We start from the raw sequence: 13521 nt of genomic DNA on the forward strand, positions 1-13521 counted from the left end.
GATTAATTTTGTCCTGTGGCTCACCAACGCGATATCGCTATTTGTATGCGTTGTGCTGATACGAGCTTCGGATATGTTTCTCACGATTCACGATTCACGATTCACGATTCACGGTGCGTCGTTCGGCAAGAGTAGAGCTCTCTGCTGATGGAATATCCGGTAATCGTTATCTCCGGTCAGGGGGCGTTAGGTATAGAGAGAGCCGCAAGGTATGGCCGGTATATTCAGGGTCGCCGATGCATGTAATTGGCTGCGCTGCCATGACTGCCCCTGATAATGGGCAATGAAGTTCGGCTGCAGTGTGGGAGAGGAAATTCTGTATGGTCTATGGCGATGATATTCCCCACTCTGTAGGCAGAGTGGGGGATAGCCAGGTGAAGCGCTATCGGGGCGTCACGCTATCGCTGCCACCCAGGGCGCGATAGATTTTGGCTGTGGTGGTGAGCTGCTCTTTTTGCTGTGCCAGCAGGCTCTGCTGGGCATCCCACAGTCGGTTCTGCTCATCAAGCCAAGCTTGCACGCCGGTCGCACCCGCCTGGAAGCGAGCCTTGGCCAGTCGTTCGGCCTCCCGGGCATAACTCAGCTGCTCCTGCAGATAATCGAGTCGCTGCTGGCCATAGTGGCGGGCGGCCAGATTGTCTTCCACTTCCACCAGTGCAGTGTAGAGCTGCTTGCGAAACTCGGTTTCGGCGATCTGGTAATCCAGCTCCGAGCTTTCAATGGCGAGCTGGGTGCGGTTGTATTCAAGGAAGGGGAGGGCAAGGCTGGCTCCCAGCGTACCGACCGGATTTTGCAGCACCTGCGCCAATCTATCGGATGCGGTGCTGGCACTGCCGGTCAGGGTCAGGTTGGGGTAGAAGCTGGTGCGGATCTCGTCCCCTTGTGCCAGCGTTTTGCGCAGCCGCAATTCAGCCGCTTTGACGTCGGGGCGACGGGCCAGCACATCAGCCGGGATACCCACCGCAAGTTCAGGAATGGTCTGCTTTGCAAGGGAAGCGGGTGCATACTCCAGCGGCCCGTTGCTGCGGCCCAGCAACAGACGCAGGGCATTGCGAGCCAGCTCCCGCTGCGCCTTGAGGGAGGCTAGTTCAGCCTGTTTTCCTGCCAACAGTTGGCGTGCCTGCGCCAGATCGAGTCGGGTGATGGCGCCAGCCTGGTATTTGGTCTGGGTCAGCTGCTCGGTTCGGGACAGGTTGGCCAGCTGCTGTTCTCCGAGTGCGATGGCAGCGCCGAGATAGCCGAGCTGCCAATACTGCTCCAGGGTATTGCCAATCAGCAGGAGTCGGGTGCTGGCGAGATCCTGCTCGCTTGCCGCTGCTTCCCAGCTTGCCTGATCTCGCACCGAGGCGAGCTTGCCCCACAAATCTACTTCGTAACTGAGGCTCAGCGAGGGACCCAGACTGTTGGTGCCTTTGCCGCTTTTCAGATCCTTGTTGCCACTGGCTGCGATAGTGCCATTGACCGAGGGGGTGAGGTTAGTATCTGCCTGCTCGGCGCCCAGTCGTGCGCTTTTGAGCTTGAGGGCCGCCACACGCATGTCCGGGTTAGCGGCCAGAACCGCCTCGACCAATTTGTCAAGTTGGGGATCATGAAATTCCCGCCACCATGGGCCTGCCTGCGTAGCCAGTTGGGCGCCCTCAGCCTGTTGCCATGCAGGGGCGATCGCCAGCTCGGGTCTTTGATAGGTGCTGTGCTGACTACAGCCGCTGAGGGCCATAGAGAGAGCCAGCCAGGAGAGTTTGTGCATTGTTATTCCCTCGCCAGTGCGACAACAGGGTCGAGCCGCGCCGCATTGCGTGCCGGCAGGTAACCAAACAGGATCCCGATGAGTGACGAGCAGCCAAAGGCCATCAGGATGGAGAAGAGCGAGAACTGCATCTTGATGGAGTCCACCAGCAGTGCAAAGAGCGCACCAATGCCTAGCGAGAGGCCGACGCCGAAGATACCCCCCAGCAGGCTCACCATCACAGCCTCAATCAGGAATTGCTGCAAAATATCTGACTGGCGGGCGCCCACGGCCATGCGAATGCCGATCTCGCGGGTGCGTTCGACCACTGACACCAGCATGATGTTCATCACGCCCACCCCGCCGACGATCAGCGAGATCACCGCGATGGCCGAGACCATCAGGGTCATGGTGGCGGTGGTTTTCTCTACCGATTTGATGATGCTGTCGCTGCTGAAGGTGAAGAAATCCTTCACCCCGTGGCGCTTGGTGATCAGCTCGATCACCGCCTGTTCGGCCAGTGCCGGTTGTACCCCGTCCTTGACCCGGATGGTGATCTGGCTGAAGTGGTGCTGCGAGATGAGGCGACTCATCACCGCGCTGTAGGGCAGCCAGATATTGACCGACTGGCTGGTGGGGCCGAAGCCGGTCTCCTGCGAAACCACACCGACAATCCGCACCGGCAAGGTGCCGACCAGTACCACCTTGCCGACTGGATCCTCCTTGCCAAGCAGGCTGGTGATGCTCTTTTTGTCCACCACGGCGACGGCGGCACGCTGCTGGATATCTTGCCACTCCAGTAAGCGACCACTGACCAGTGTCATCCCCTTCACCTTGAAATAGTCGTTACCGACCCCGGTCACATTGCCGCTGTTGGTCTTGTTGCGGTAGCGCAACTGCCCTGAGCTGCCAATCTCTGGGCTGGCGCCCGCAAGATAGGGTTGCCCCAACAGGGCATCGAGATCCCCCTTGTTGAGGGTCTGGATGCTGGCCATCTTCTCATCGCCCCATCCTTTACCCGGGAAGATTTCGATGGTGTTGGTGCCCATCGCATTGATCTGGTCGATCACCTTGGCGCGCGCCCCCTGACCAAGAGCGACCACGCTCACCACGGCGGCGATACCGATGATGATGCCGAGCATGGTGAGGAAGGTGCGCATCCGGTGGGCGAGCATGGCATGCATCGCCATCCGTCCCGCTTCCCGATAGCGATCCCAGTCGTGACCCATGGCGCCTTTAGTGGGCGCTATTTTTTGAGGGGCTACAGCGGTGGCTGGAGCCAACACGGCCGTTTGGCAGGGGCCGCTATCTTGTTCAATCCGACCATCCTTGAGAGTGATGATCCGGTCGGCATGGCTGGCCACGTTCATATCGTGGGTGACCAGAATGATGGTGTGGCCCTGAGCGTGCAGCTCCTTGAGGATCGCCATCACCTCCTTGCCGCTCTGGCTATCCAGTGCGCCGGTCGGTTCATCGGCGAGGATCACTTCGCCGCCATTGGCCAGCGCCCGGGCGATACTGACCCGCTGCTGCTGACCGCCGGAGAGTTGGCCAGGGGTATGGTGGCTGCGATCGGCCAGACCCAGTCTGCCCAGCAGCTGACGCGCTCGCGCCTGGCGGTCCGGGCGGCTGGTGCCGGCATAGACGGCGGGGATCTCCGCGTTGGCGGCGGCATCGAGATGGGGCAGCAGGTGGTAGCGCTGAAAGATAAAACCGAAGTGGTGGCAGCGCAGCCGGGCCAGCGCCAACGCATCCATGGTGGCGGTGTCCTGACCGCGAAACAGATACTGACCGCTGCTAGGGCTATCCAGGCAACCCAGCAGGTTCATCAGGGTCGACTTGCCAGAGCCGGACGCGCCGACAATGGCGATCATCTCTCCTGCCGTGATGGTGAGGTCAAGAGGGTGGAGCACGGTGACTTCGCTGTCGCCGCTCTGGTAGCGTCGCTCGACCCCTTTCAGCTGGATCAACGGCAGCTGGTTCAGGGGCTCACTCATAGCATCACCGCCATCTCATCATTGTCGGCGGGGGCTCCGTGATTGAGCTGCACCTCCTCCTTCTCACTCAGCCCGCTGATCACCTCAATGCGGATCTCGTCCTTCATACCGGTCTTGATATGACGGGTTTCGGTTGTCTCATCGTCCTTGATCACGGTGACTTCATACTCGTTGTCACCCAACGACTTGCCGAGGGCGGTTTGCGGCACAGTGAGCACCTGCTTGCGCTCGCCGAGCACAATGGTCACCTGGGTGGTCATTGCCACCCGCAGGGTATGGTCGGGATTGGGTACATCGAACAGGGCGTAGTAGTAGACAGCCGCATTGCTGGTGGTGGTACCTGTGGTGGCCTGATCGTTGATGTTGGTGGGCGCTAACTCCACGGCGCGAAGGGTACCCTGATAGCGGGTATCCGGATCGCCGATCAAGGTGAAGTAGACTGGCATGCCGGCTTTGACCTTGGTGACATCGGCTTCGGAGATCTGCGCCTTGACCGTCATGGTCTCGAGGTTGGCCAGCTTGAGCACGGTCGGCACCGTCTGGCTGGCAGCCAGGGTCTGGCCCTGACGGGTCACAATGCTGATGACGGTGCCATCCATCGGCGCCAGGATCTTGGTATAGCCCAGCTCGGTCTTGGCCCGATCAACCTTGATCAGGGCATTGTCGATATTGGCCTGGCTATTTTGCAGTTCGGCGCGGGTGACAGCCAGCAGTGCCTCGGCACTCTCCAGATCGGCCCGTGAGCTCGCCTCCTGCTTGAACATCTGTTGCTGGCGCCGCCAGGCGAGCTCGTTCTGTTTGAGTTGCGCCTGCTTGATCTTGAGCTGGGCGCGGTTGCTGGCAAGCTCCGCCTCGGCCGTCTTTAGGTTGTTCTGGGCAATCAGGGGATCGATCTCGGCCAGCAGGTCTCCCTGATTGACCTGATCACCGGCCTCGACGGCCAGCTTGGTAACCTGACCGGAGACTTGTGCCCCCACATCCACCTGCTCCACGGCCTGCAGCACGCCACTGGCCAGAACGGTCTGGGCAATATCCTCGCGGGTCACCTGAGCGGTCAGCATCGCCTTGGGGGGTTGACTGGGCCAGAGCAGCCAGCCGAGGAGCACCACGGCGATCAACATGGTGATGGCCAGGGTTCTCTGCTTGGGGGTTATGTTCATCGATCACCTGAATGGAAACGGAAAGGTTGTGCGCGGCGATTATCCTGCAGCAAAGCCCTGATAAATAACAGCCGCAAATATGTAAGCAAAGTTATGGCGTTAACTGTCAATAAGCCGAGAAAGGAGTAAGCGAGAGGCCGCAGTCGTGAGCAACATGATCAGCAAGAGGGGGGGGAGTGCGGCTGGCGGTGGCGATGAAAAAGCCCTGCGCAGAGGCAGGGCTTTGGAATAGGTGATGGCGAGGGAAGATCAGGCCTTGGCCAGCAGATCCATCACCCAGGGCAGACCCTGCTTCTTGCGGCTGACAAAGCCCGGGTGGTAGCTGGACTCGGCCGGTACTTGGGCGTGCTCGGTAAAGTAGATACGGCTGGCAGCCGCAGTCAGGTCAGTCACCATCAGCACGAAGAAGTCGAGCCCTTCGCTCGCCACGCGCTGGGCCATCTCCTGCTGCAGGGCTGGCAGGTGCTCTGCCAGCTGCTGCTCGCTGCCCACTTCGATCTGGCTCATGATGAAGTTCAGACCTTCGGCCTGGAATGCTTTCTCATCCTGCTGCAGCAACTGCGCAGGAGTCAGGCCGCTCAGGTCGGTTTTCGCCATCAGCAGTTGTTGGCCGAATTCGGCCAGCGATACTTCGGCCAGCGGTGCCAGACGCTCACAGGCGATTTTGTCCTGCTCGGTGGTGGTCGGCGAGGTGAGACAGAGGGTGTCGCTCATGATAGCACCCAGCATCAGGCGAGCCTGGCTGCGGGTCACGGTGCCTTGCTGGCTCAGCAGATCGAAGGCGATGGTGCAGGTGCAGCCGACGGCCCGGATCCAGGCATCCAGCGGAGACTGGGTGACCAGGGTACCGAGACGGTGGTGATCCACCAGACCCAATACATTGGCTTGTGCCAGTGTGGCGGGGCCCTGTTCCAGATCACTGAAATCCACCAGCCAGACATCTTCACCGGTCAGATCTTTGGTCAGCAACTCGGGTTCGCTGACGCCAGCCTGCTCCAGAATAAAACGGGTTTCGGTGCGCAGGTCACCCAGACGCCATGGGGTGGCCTGACGGCCCTGGCCATTGAGCCAGTCGGTGATAACCAGCGCACTGCAGATACTGTCGCTATCAGGATTCTTGTGACCAAAAACGTGGATCATAGACAAAGCCTCACAATTGGATACCCATAAAGGGGGGCAACACTATGCGAAATCCGCCACATGAAGGCAACTGGATCCACGCCCATGTTGCTGCCAGCTTCGCCTAACTCGCCATTTTATTGATCTGGGTCGGTAATCCTGACGCGAGTTCGGTTCTCACAGTTGGCTATTGGCTATTGGCTATTGGCTATTGGCTATTGGCTATTGGCTATTGGCTATTGGCTATTGGCTATTGGCTATTGCTGACTGTGCAGGCTATGGCACTCGTCCGTGCCTGCGCAGTCAGCATGTTCGGTCAGCCCTGTCAGTTGCCATCGCTGCAAATCGGCGTTTTGGCCTGATTCAACGGCGCAGCAGCTCGCGGGCATTGGCCAGGGTGTTGTCGGTGATCTGGTCGCCACCGAGCAGGCGTGCCAGCTCATTGAGGCGGGCATTCTGGTCGAGTGCATCCATCCGGGTTTCGGTGGTTTTGCCATCGGTATGCTTGCTCACCACCATATGCTGGTGGCCGTTGCCTGCCACCTGAGGCAAGTGAGTGACCACCATCACCTGAGTGGACTCGCCGAGCTGGCGCAGCAGGCGACCTACCACGGCGGCCGTCGGGCCGCTGATCCCCACATCCACTTCGTCGAAAATCAGGGTTGGGGTGGAGACCTTGCGGGCGCTGATCACCACGATGGCGAGACTGATGCGCGACAGTTCACCGCCTGAGGCCACCTTGCCAAGCGGCTGGATCGGTTGGCCCGGGTTGGTGGTGACCATAAATTCCACCCGATCTATACCCAGCGGAGAGAGGCTGCTTTGGGCATCGGGGCGCACCTCGATGGCGAAACGGCCATCGGGCATCGCCAGTTCGTGCATGCTGCTGGTCACCTTGGCGCCCAGCTCCTGGGCGTAACGCTGACGGCTCTGACTCAGGGCTTCGGCGGCCTGGACAAAAGCCTGACGGGCCTCGGCCAGCTCATCTTCCATCCCCTCTAACCGCTCTTCATCGGAGTTGAGGCGAGCAAGATCAGAGGCCAGCTCCTGATGGTACTGAGCCAGATCTGCCGGTTTGACGTGGTGCTTGCGGGCCAGATTGATCGCCTTGGAGAGGCGAGCTTCCAGCTCGTTGAACCGCTCGGGATCCAGCTCCAGCCGATCGAGATAGCTGCGCAGCTCGCTGTGGCTCTCCTGCACCCCGATCAGTGCTTCGTTCAGCATCTCCAGTACCGGGGTGAGGCGGCTGTCCATGCTGACCAGCCCCTCGGCCCGATCGACGGCTGATTGCAGCAGCCCTGCGATAGTGGTCTCTTCGTTGTCATAGAGCAGGTCGAGGCAAGCCCCGCACTCTTGCATCAGCTCTGTGCCGTTGGCGAGACGCTGGTGTTCCTCTTCTATCTCTTCGAACTCCCCCGGTTGCAGGGCAAATTCGTCCAGCTCCTGCACCTGATACTCGATAAGCTGGCGACGGGCTTCCCGCTGCTGCTGCTCGGCCTTGAGCCGGTTGAGCTCGTTTTGCAGTTGGCGCCACTGCTGATAGTGCTGGCGCACCTCGTCGAGCAGCAGATGGTGGCCGGCGTAGCCGTCGAGCAGGGCGAGCTGGTAGTCGGGTTTGAGCAGCATCTGGTGGGCATGCTGACCGTGCACGTTGACCAGCAGCTGACCCAGATTCTTGAGCTGGGTGAGGGGGACGGGCACGCCGTTGATATAGCTGCGTGAGCGGCCCTCGGCGGAGATGACTCGCCGGACGATACACTCACCTTCGTTTTCCAGTTCGTTGGTGGCGAGCCAGGCGCGGGCGGCCGGGTTGTTGTCCAGCAGGAAGCGGGCGCTGACCTCGCTTTTGTCGCTATCGGGTCGCACCATGCCGGCTTCGGCCCGCTCTCCAAGGCAGAGACCGAGAGCGTCGATGGCGATGGATTTACCGGCACCGGTCTCACCTGTGATGCAGGTCATCCCCGGTTGCAGATCGAGTTCTAGAAACTTGACGATGGCGAAGTTGTTGACGGTCAGCTGGGTCAGCATGGTCTCATCCTGTATAGGTCAACATTACTGTGTATGCATCCAGTATATACTGGTCTTATATACAGTAAAGAGGGCGCCGCCATTTTTAACACAGGAAGGGGGGAGCCAGTGTGGTATGGCTATGAAAATGCGGTACTGACTATTGGGACGCGGTACGGATATGAGAATGCAGGGGACGTTGCCACGACAAAAAAGAGAAGGGCGCCAATTCAGGCGCCCTTCTCTGGCAATGCCGTTGTCGGTCAAAGCTGATTAGAACAGCTTGCTGCCCCAGCCGAGCTTGTTGCGCAGCACGTGGAAGTAGCTGTAGTCGAGGGGATGCACCAGATGAAGCTGGTGGTGGCTCTTCTTGATGAGGATCTCGTCCCCCGGGTGGACCGCCAGGGTCACCTGGCCATCACAGCTGACCTGCATGGCATCGTCCTGATTGTCCGGTGATACCAGCAGCCGTACTTCGCTGTCGGCATCGAGCACGATGGGGCGACTGCTCAGGGTATGCGGGAACATGGGCACCAGCGTTATAGCGTTGAGCTTGGGGGTGAGGATGGCGCCACCTGCCGACAGGGAGTAGGCGGTCGAGCCGGTCGGGGTGGCCACTATGATGCCGTCCGAGCGCTGGCTATACATAAAGCTGCCATCGATATAGACCTCGAACTCGATCATGTGGGCGATCTTGCCCGGGTGCAGCACTGCTTCATTCACCGCCAGATTGCTCGACTTGCGCTCGCCGTGGCGATAGACCGAGGCTTCCAGCAGGAAGCGGTGTTCGCTCTTGTAGTGACCGGAGAGCACCTGCTCCAGCGGCAGCAGGTAATCTTGTGGCGAGAGATCGGTCAGAAAGCCGAGGTTGCCCCGGTTGACCCCGATCACTGCTACATCGAAGCGCGACAGCACTCGCGCCGCCCCCAGCATGTTGCCGTCACCGCCGACCACGATGGCGAGATCGGCCTGCTGGCCCAGTTGCACCAGATCCATCACGTTTTCATCGAGGATGCTCAGGGTCTGGGCGACCCGGCTCTCCACCAGAACCCGAAAGCCGCGGGCGGTCAGGTATTGATGCAGGCCGGTCAGCGTCTGGTTGGCCCCCTCATGGTGGGGTTTGCCAATCAGGGCGATGGTTTTGAACGGAGAATCCATAGTCAGTCAGATCTGGGATGGGTATTGCGGGCCAGTATACAGTGCTTTGCTCCGCTTGTGACGCTCTCCCGTGTGACGGGGCTGGCTATCCCCTTGAGGCTACTGGTTAAACGGTGAGCGGTAACCCGGATAAACCGACGGTTGCGGCTATTCAGCAACCCTGATTGCCCTTTACCCCTTGAAAGCCGGGGATGCATCCCCATAATAGCGCCAACATAGTCGGTCTGTTGTCGTCCGGTCGCTCAACCAGACGTCAGGGCCCTCATAAGTAACCCCGGAATTGGAGATGTCATGAACCACGAAGAGCAAAAGGTTGAAGCGATGGAGCAAGTGGAAGCCCAGCCAGTCGAGCCGACCGATGTAGACAGTGAAGTGACAGCCGAGCAGGCCCGTATTGCCGAACTGGAAGCGCAGCTGGAAACCGCCATTCAAAAAGCAGCGGAAGAGCGTGAACGCGCCCTGCGTACCGCCGCCGAGATGGAGAACCTGCGCCGTCGTACCGAGCTGGATGTGGAGAAGGCGCACAAGTTTGCTCTGGAGAAGTTCGCCAACGAACTGCTGCCGGTGCTGGACAACCTTGAGCGAGCCATCGAACTGGCCGACAAGGAGAACGAAGCCCTCAAGCCGATGATCGAAGGTGTCGAGCTGACCCTGAAATCCATGCAGAGCGGTGTGGCCAAGTTTGGTCTGGTGGCGCTCGACCCGATCAACCAGCCGTTTGACCCCAATGCCCATCAGGCGATGAGCATGGTACCGAGTGCCGATGTGGCGCCGAACACCGTGATCGCAGTGATGCAGAAAGGCTATGACCTCAACGGTCGGGTGATCCGTCCGGCCATGGTGATGATCGCCAAAGCGGTCGACTGATTGGCTGTGGGTGCCCGAGCCCGCCCTGTGGCGGGCTTTTTGTTTAGCAGTGCAGCACCCGCTCATCTTGCCTGGTTTACGGCTCAACGTGACCGCGCAACCATGACAAAGGGTGTGGTTTTTTAGGGTTGGGGCTTGAAGCTGCGTCTGGCGACCCCATATAGGTAGCAAGGCCGCGGCGGCACAAAAAATTTGATGCCGGGAGCTTGAAAGCCAGATTGGCAGCCCCCACCTAGCCGTTAACGCATTAAGGCGAGTTCCTCGCCAGTTTATTCAAAGTATTTGGAGATTCGTCAAATGGGTAAAATCATCGGTATTGACCTGGGTACTACCAACTCCTGCGTCGCTATTCTGGATGGCGACACTGCTCGCGTGATCGAGAACGCAGAAGGCGATCGTACTACTCCGTCCATCATTGCCTATGCCGATGATGGCGAGATCCTGGTTGGTCAGCCGGCCAAGCGTCAGGCCATCACCAACCCGAAAAACACCCTGTTCGCCATCAAGCGTCTGATCGGTCGTCGTTTTGAAGATGAAGAAGTGCAGCGTGACCTGAAAATCATGCCGTACGCCATCGCCAAAGCTGACAACGGCGACGCCTGGGTTGAAGTGAAGGGCAAGAAAATGGCACCGCCGCAGATCTCTGCCGAAGTGCTGAAAAAGATGAAGAAGACCGCTGAAGACTATCTGGGCGAGCCGGTAACCGAAGCCGTTATCACTGTTCCGGCCTACTTCAACGACGCCCAGCGTCAGGCTACCAAGGATGCCGGTCGCATCGCCGGTCTGGATGTAAAACGCATCATCAACGAACCGACTGCTGCTGCATTCGCTTACGGCGTGAACAAGGTCAAGGGCGAGCGCAAGGTTGCCGTATATGACTTGGGTGGCGGTACTTTCGATATCTCCATCATCGAGATCGATGAAGTGGAAGGCGAAACCACCTTCGAAGTTCTGGCGACCAACGGTAACACCCACCTGGGTGGTGAAGACTTCGACAACCGCGTCATCAACTATCTGGTAGACGAGTTCAAGCGTGAGCAGGGCATCGACCTGCGCAACGACCAGCTGGCTCTGCAGCGTCTGAAAGATGCCGCCGAGAAAGCCAAAATCGAGCTCTCTTCTGCCCAGCAGACCGACGTCAACCTGCCGTACATCACTGCAGATGCCACCGGTCCGAAGCACATGAACATCAAGGTGACCCGCGCCAAGCTGGAATCCCTGGTAGAAGACATGGTGAAAGACTCTCTGGAGCCGGTTCGTGTCGCCCTGAAAGACGCCGGTCTGGCAGTTGGCGAGATCGACGACGTGATTCTGGTCGGTGGTCAGACCCGTATGCCGCTGGTTCAGAAGACCGTTGCCGAGTTCTTTGGCAAAGAGCCGCGTAAAGACGTCAACCCGGACGAAGCCGTGGCCATGGGTGCTGCCATCCAGGGCGCCGTACTGTCCGGTGACAAGACCGACGTACTGCTGCTGGACGTTACCCCGCTCTCCCTGGGTATCGAAACCATGGGTAGCGTGATGACTGCGCTGATCGAGAAGAACACCACCATTCCGACCAAGAAGTCCCAGGTGTTCTCCACTGCCGAAGACAACCAGTCTGCCGTGACCATTCACGTGCTGCAGGGTGAGCGCAAGCGCGCCAGCGACAACAAGTCTCTGGGCCAGTTCAACCTGGAAGGCATCCGTCCGGCACCGCGTGGTCTGCCGCAGATCGAAGTGACCTTCGACATCGATGCCAACGGTATCCTGCACGTCTCTGCGAAAGACAAAGAGACCAACAAAGAGCAGAAGATCACCATCCAGGCCTCCTCTGGTCTGTCTGATGACGAGATCGAGCGCATGGTACGCGAAGCCGAAGCCAACGCGGCCGAGGACAAGAAGTTTGAAGAGCTGGTACAGGCTCGCAACCAGGCTGATGGTCTGGTCCACTCCGTACGCAAGCAGATCACCGAAGCCGGTGAGGCCCTGCCTGCCGACGACAAGACCAAGATCGAAGCCGCGCTGAGCGAGCTGGAAGTTGCCATCAAGGGTGACGACAAGGCTGCTATCGAAGCCAAACAGCAGGCTCTGCTGGAAGCGTCCCAGAAGCTGATGGAAATTGCCCAGCAGCAGGCTCAGGCCCAGGGTGCAGCCGGTGCTGATGCCGGTCAGTCCTCTTCTTCTGCCAAGGCTGACGATGACGTAGTCGACGCCGAGTTCGAAGAAGTGAAAGACGACAAGAAGTAAGCCCTACCCAGATGGGCGAAGCAGGCTTCGCCCATCGGCTTGGTCAATGAATTCACGGGCGTTGGGTAACCAACGCCCGTCTGCGTAACCACAGGATGAGTATGTCGAAGCGCGATTTCTACGAAGTACTGGGTGTGGCGAAAGATGCCGACGATCGCGAGATCAAGAAGGCGTACAAGCGCCTGGCCATGAAGTATCACCCGGATCGTAACCAGGGTGATGCCGCATCCGAAGAGAAGTTCAAAGAGGTCAAGGAAGCCTACGAGGTCCTGACCGATGCCAACCTGCGTGCCCGTTACGACCAGTACGGCCATGCCGGTGTCGACCCGAGCCAGGGTGGCGGTGGCCACGGTGGCTTTGGCGGCGGTGCCGACTTCGCCGACATGTTTGGTGACGTATTCGGTGACATCTTCGGCGGTGGCCGTGGTGGTGCCCGTCGTGGCCCGGCCCGTGGCTCCGACCTGCGTTACACCATGGAGCTGACGCTGGAAGAGGCGGTACGCGGGGTCTCCAAGGAGATCAAGGTGCCGACTCTGGTCCACTGCGAAGTCTGTAACGGCTCCGGTGCCCACACCGGCAGCAGTGCCCAGACCTGCCCGACCTGCCACGGCTCCGGCCAGGTGCAGATGCGTCAGGGCTTCTTCGCGGTGCAGCAGGCGTGTCCTCACTGTCACGGTCGCGGCAAGATCATCAAGGATCCGTGCCGCAAGTGCCACGGTGAAGGTCGCTACCAGCGCACCAAGACCCTGTCGGTGAAAATTCCGGCGGGTGTCGATACCGGCGACCGCATCCGTCTCTCCGGTGAAGGGGAAGCGGGGGAAGCGGGAGCTCCGGCAGGGGATCTCTACGTACAGGTGCACGTCAAAGAGCACGAGATCTTCGTGCGTGACGGCAACAACCTCTACTGCGAAGTGCCCATCAGCTTCACCGCAGCTGCCCTGGGTGGCGAGATTGAAGTGCCGACCCTGGATGGCCGCGTCAAGCTCAAGGTCACTCCGGAGACCCAGACTGGCAAGATGTTCCGCATGCGTGGCAAGGGCGTGAAGTCAGTACGCTCCGGTCAGGTAGGGGATCTGATGTGCAAGGTGGTGATCGAGACTCCGGTCAACCTCACCGAGCAGCAGAAAGAGCTGCTGCGCCAGCTGGACGAATCCTTCAGCGGCGCCGCTGCCAAGACCCACAAGCCGAAATCGGAAGGCTTCTTCGAAGGGGTGAAACGCTTCTTCGACGATCTGACCAAGTGATGGCATAGACCCGTGTC

The 13521-nt window shown here is 59.6% G+C and carries 9 protein-coding genes; 3 read left to right on the forward strand and 6 right to left on the reverse strand.

Annotation, left to right across the window (positions count from 1 at the left end):
* Window positions 1-382: 382 nt before the first annotated feature.
* The 6 genes from G5229_RS00605 to nadK all read right to left on the reverse strand — a co-directional run bounded on the left by G5229_RS00605 (window position 383) and on the right by nadK (window position 9167).
* Window positions 383-1747 (reverse strand): efflux transporter outer membrane subunit, encoded by a 1365-nt coding sequence (locus G5229_RS00605; RefSeq protein ID WP_421208019.1) that lies wholly within the window; start codon window positions 1745-1747, stop codon window positions 383-385.
* 2 nt (window positions 1748-1749) lie between these two features.
* A complete protein-coding gene (locus G5229_RS00610; protein ID WP_421208020.1) occupies window positions 1750-3723 on the reverse strand; it encodes a MacB family efflux pump subunit in 1974 nt (657 codons plus the stop codon).
* Window positions 3720-4883, reverse strand: a complete 1164-nt coding sequence (gene macA, locus G5229_RS00615; RefSeq protein WP_421208022.1) for a macrolide transporter subunit MacA — start codon at window positions 4881-4883, stop codon at window positions 3720-3722. The genes G5229_RS00610 and macA overlap by 4 nt, the downstream gene beginning before the upstream one ends.
* A gap of 249 nt (window positions 4884-5132) precedes the next feature.
* Window positions 5133-6023, reverse strand: coding sequence for a manganese-dependent inorganic pyrophosphatase (locus G5229_RS00620; protein ID WP_421208024.1), 891 nt, complete (start codon window positions 6021-6023; stop codon window positions 5133-5135).
* Window positions 6024-6365: 342 nt separating this feature from the next.
* Window positions 6366-8030 carry a DNA repair protein RecN gene (gene recN, locus G5229_RS00625; protein WP_150388746.1) on the reverse strand — a complete coding sequence of 555 codons (1665 nt, stop codon included), beginning with the start codon at window positions 8028-8030 and terminating at the stop codon, window positions 6366-6368.
* 252 nt (window positions 8031-8282) lie between these two features.
* Window positions 8283-9167 carry an NAD(+) kinase gene (gene nadK / locus G5229_RS00630; protein WP_005338038.1) on the reverse strand — a complete coding sequence of 295 codons (885 nt, stop codon included), beginning with the start codon at window positions 9165-9167 and terminating at the stop codon, window positions 8283-8285.
* A 291-nt stretch (window positions 9168-9458) separates the two neighbouring features.
* On the opposite strand from nadK, the gene grpE reads away from it, so the two are divergent.
* The 3 genes from grpE to dnaJ all read left to right on the forward strand — a co-directional run bounded on the left by grpE (window position 9459) and on the right by dnaJ (window position 13504).
* Complete coding sequence (gene grpE, locus G5229_RS00635; RefSeq protein WP_005338036.1) at window positions 9459-10034, forward strand: nucleotide exchange factor GrpE; 576 nt, start codon at window positions 9459-9461, stop codon at window positions 10032-10034.
* A gap of 297 nt (window positions 10035-10331) precedes the next feature.
* The gene (dnaK, locus tag G5229_RS00640) at window positions 10332-12260 is read left to right on the forward strand and encodes a molecular chaperone DnaK (protein WP_421208027.1); all 1929 of its coding nucleotides are present in this window, start codon (window positions 10332-10334) and stop codon (window positions 12258-12260) included.
* A gap of 101 nt (window positions 12261-12361) precedes the next feature.
* On the forward strand, window positions 12362-13504 hold the full coding sequence (gene dnaJ, locus G5229_RS00645; protein ID WP_216954258.1) for a molecular chaperone DnaJ: 1143 nt from the start codon (window positions 12362-12364) through the stop codon (window positions 13502-13504).
* The last annotated feature ends 17 nt before the right edge of the window (window positions 13505-13521 follow it).

The organism is Aeromonas sp. 602396 (assembly GCF_049173735.1).
GTDB lineage: Bacteria > Pseudomonadota > Gammaproteobacteria > Enterobacterales > Aeromonadaceae > Aeromonas > Aeromonas veronii_A.

What these genes read in the sequence shown, in the direction of transcription:
- G5229_RS00605 (WP_421208019.1), bottom strand. Translation starts at nt 1,747, where the DNA reads ATGCACAAACTCTCCTGGCTGGCTCTCTCTATGGCCCTCAGCGGCTGT.
- G5229_RS00610 (WP_421208020.1), bottom strand. Translation starts at nt 3,723, where the DNA reads ATGAGTGAGCCCCTGAACCAGCTGCCGTTGATCCAGCTGAAAGGGGTC.
- macA (WP_421208022.1), bottom strand. Translation starts at nt 4,883, where the DNA reads ATGAACATAACCCCCAAGCAGAGAACCCTGGCCATCACCATGTTGATC.
- G5229_RS00620 (WP_421208024.1), bottom strand. Translation starts at nt 6,023, where the DNA reads ATGATCCACGTTTTTGGTCACAAGAATCCTGATAGCGACAGTATCTGC.
- recN (WP_150388746.1), bottom strand. Translation starts at nt 8,030, where the DNA reads ATGCTGACCCAGCTGACCGTCAACAACTTCGCCATCGTCAAGTTTCTA.
- nadK (WP_005338038.1), bottom strand. Translation starts at nt 9,167, where the DNA reads ATGGATTCTCCGTTCAAAACCATCGCCCTGATTGGCAAACCCCACCAT.
- grpE (WP_005338036.1), top strand. Translation starts at nt 9,459, where the DNA reads ATGAACCACGAAGAGCAAAAGGTTGAAGCGATGGAGCAAGTGGAAGCC.
- dnaK (WP_421208027.1), top strand. Translation starts at nt 10,332, where the DNA reads ATGGGTAAAATCATCGGTATTGACCTGGGTACTACCAACTCCTGCGTC.
- dnaJ (WP_216954258.1), top strand. Translation starts at nt 12,362, where the DNA reads ATGTCGAAGCGCGATTTCTACGAAGTACTGGGTGTGGCGAAAGATGCC.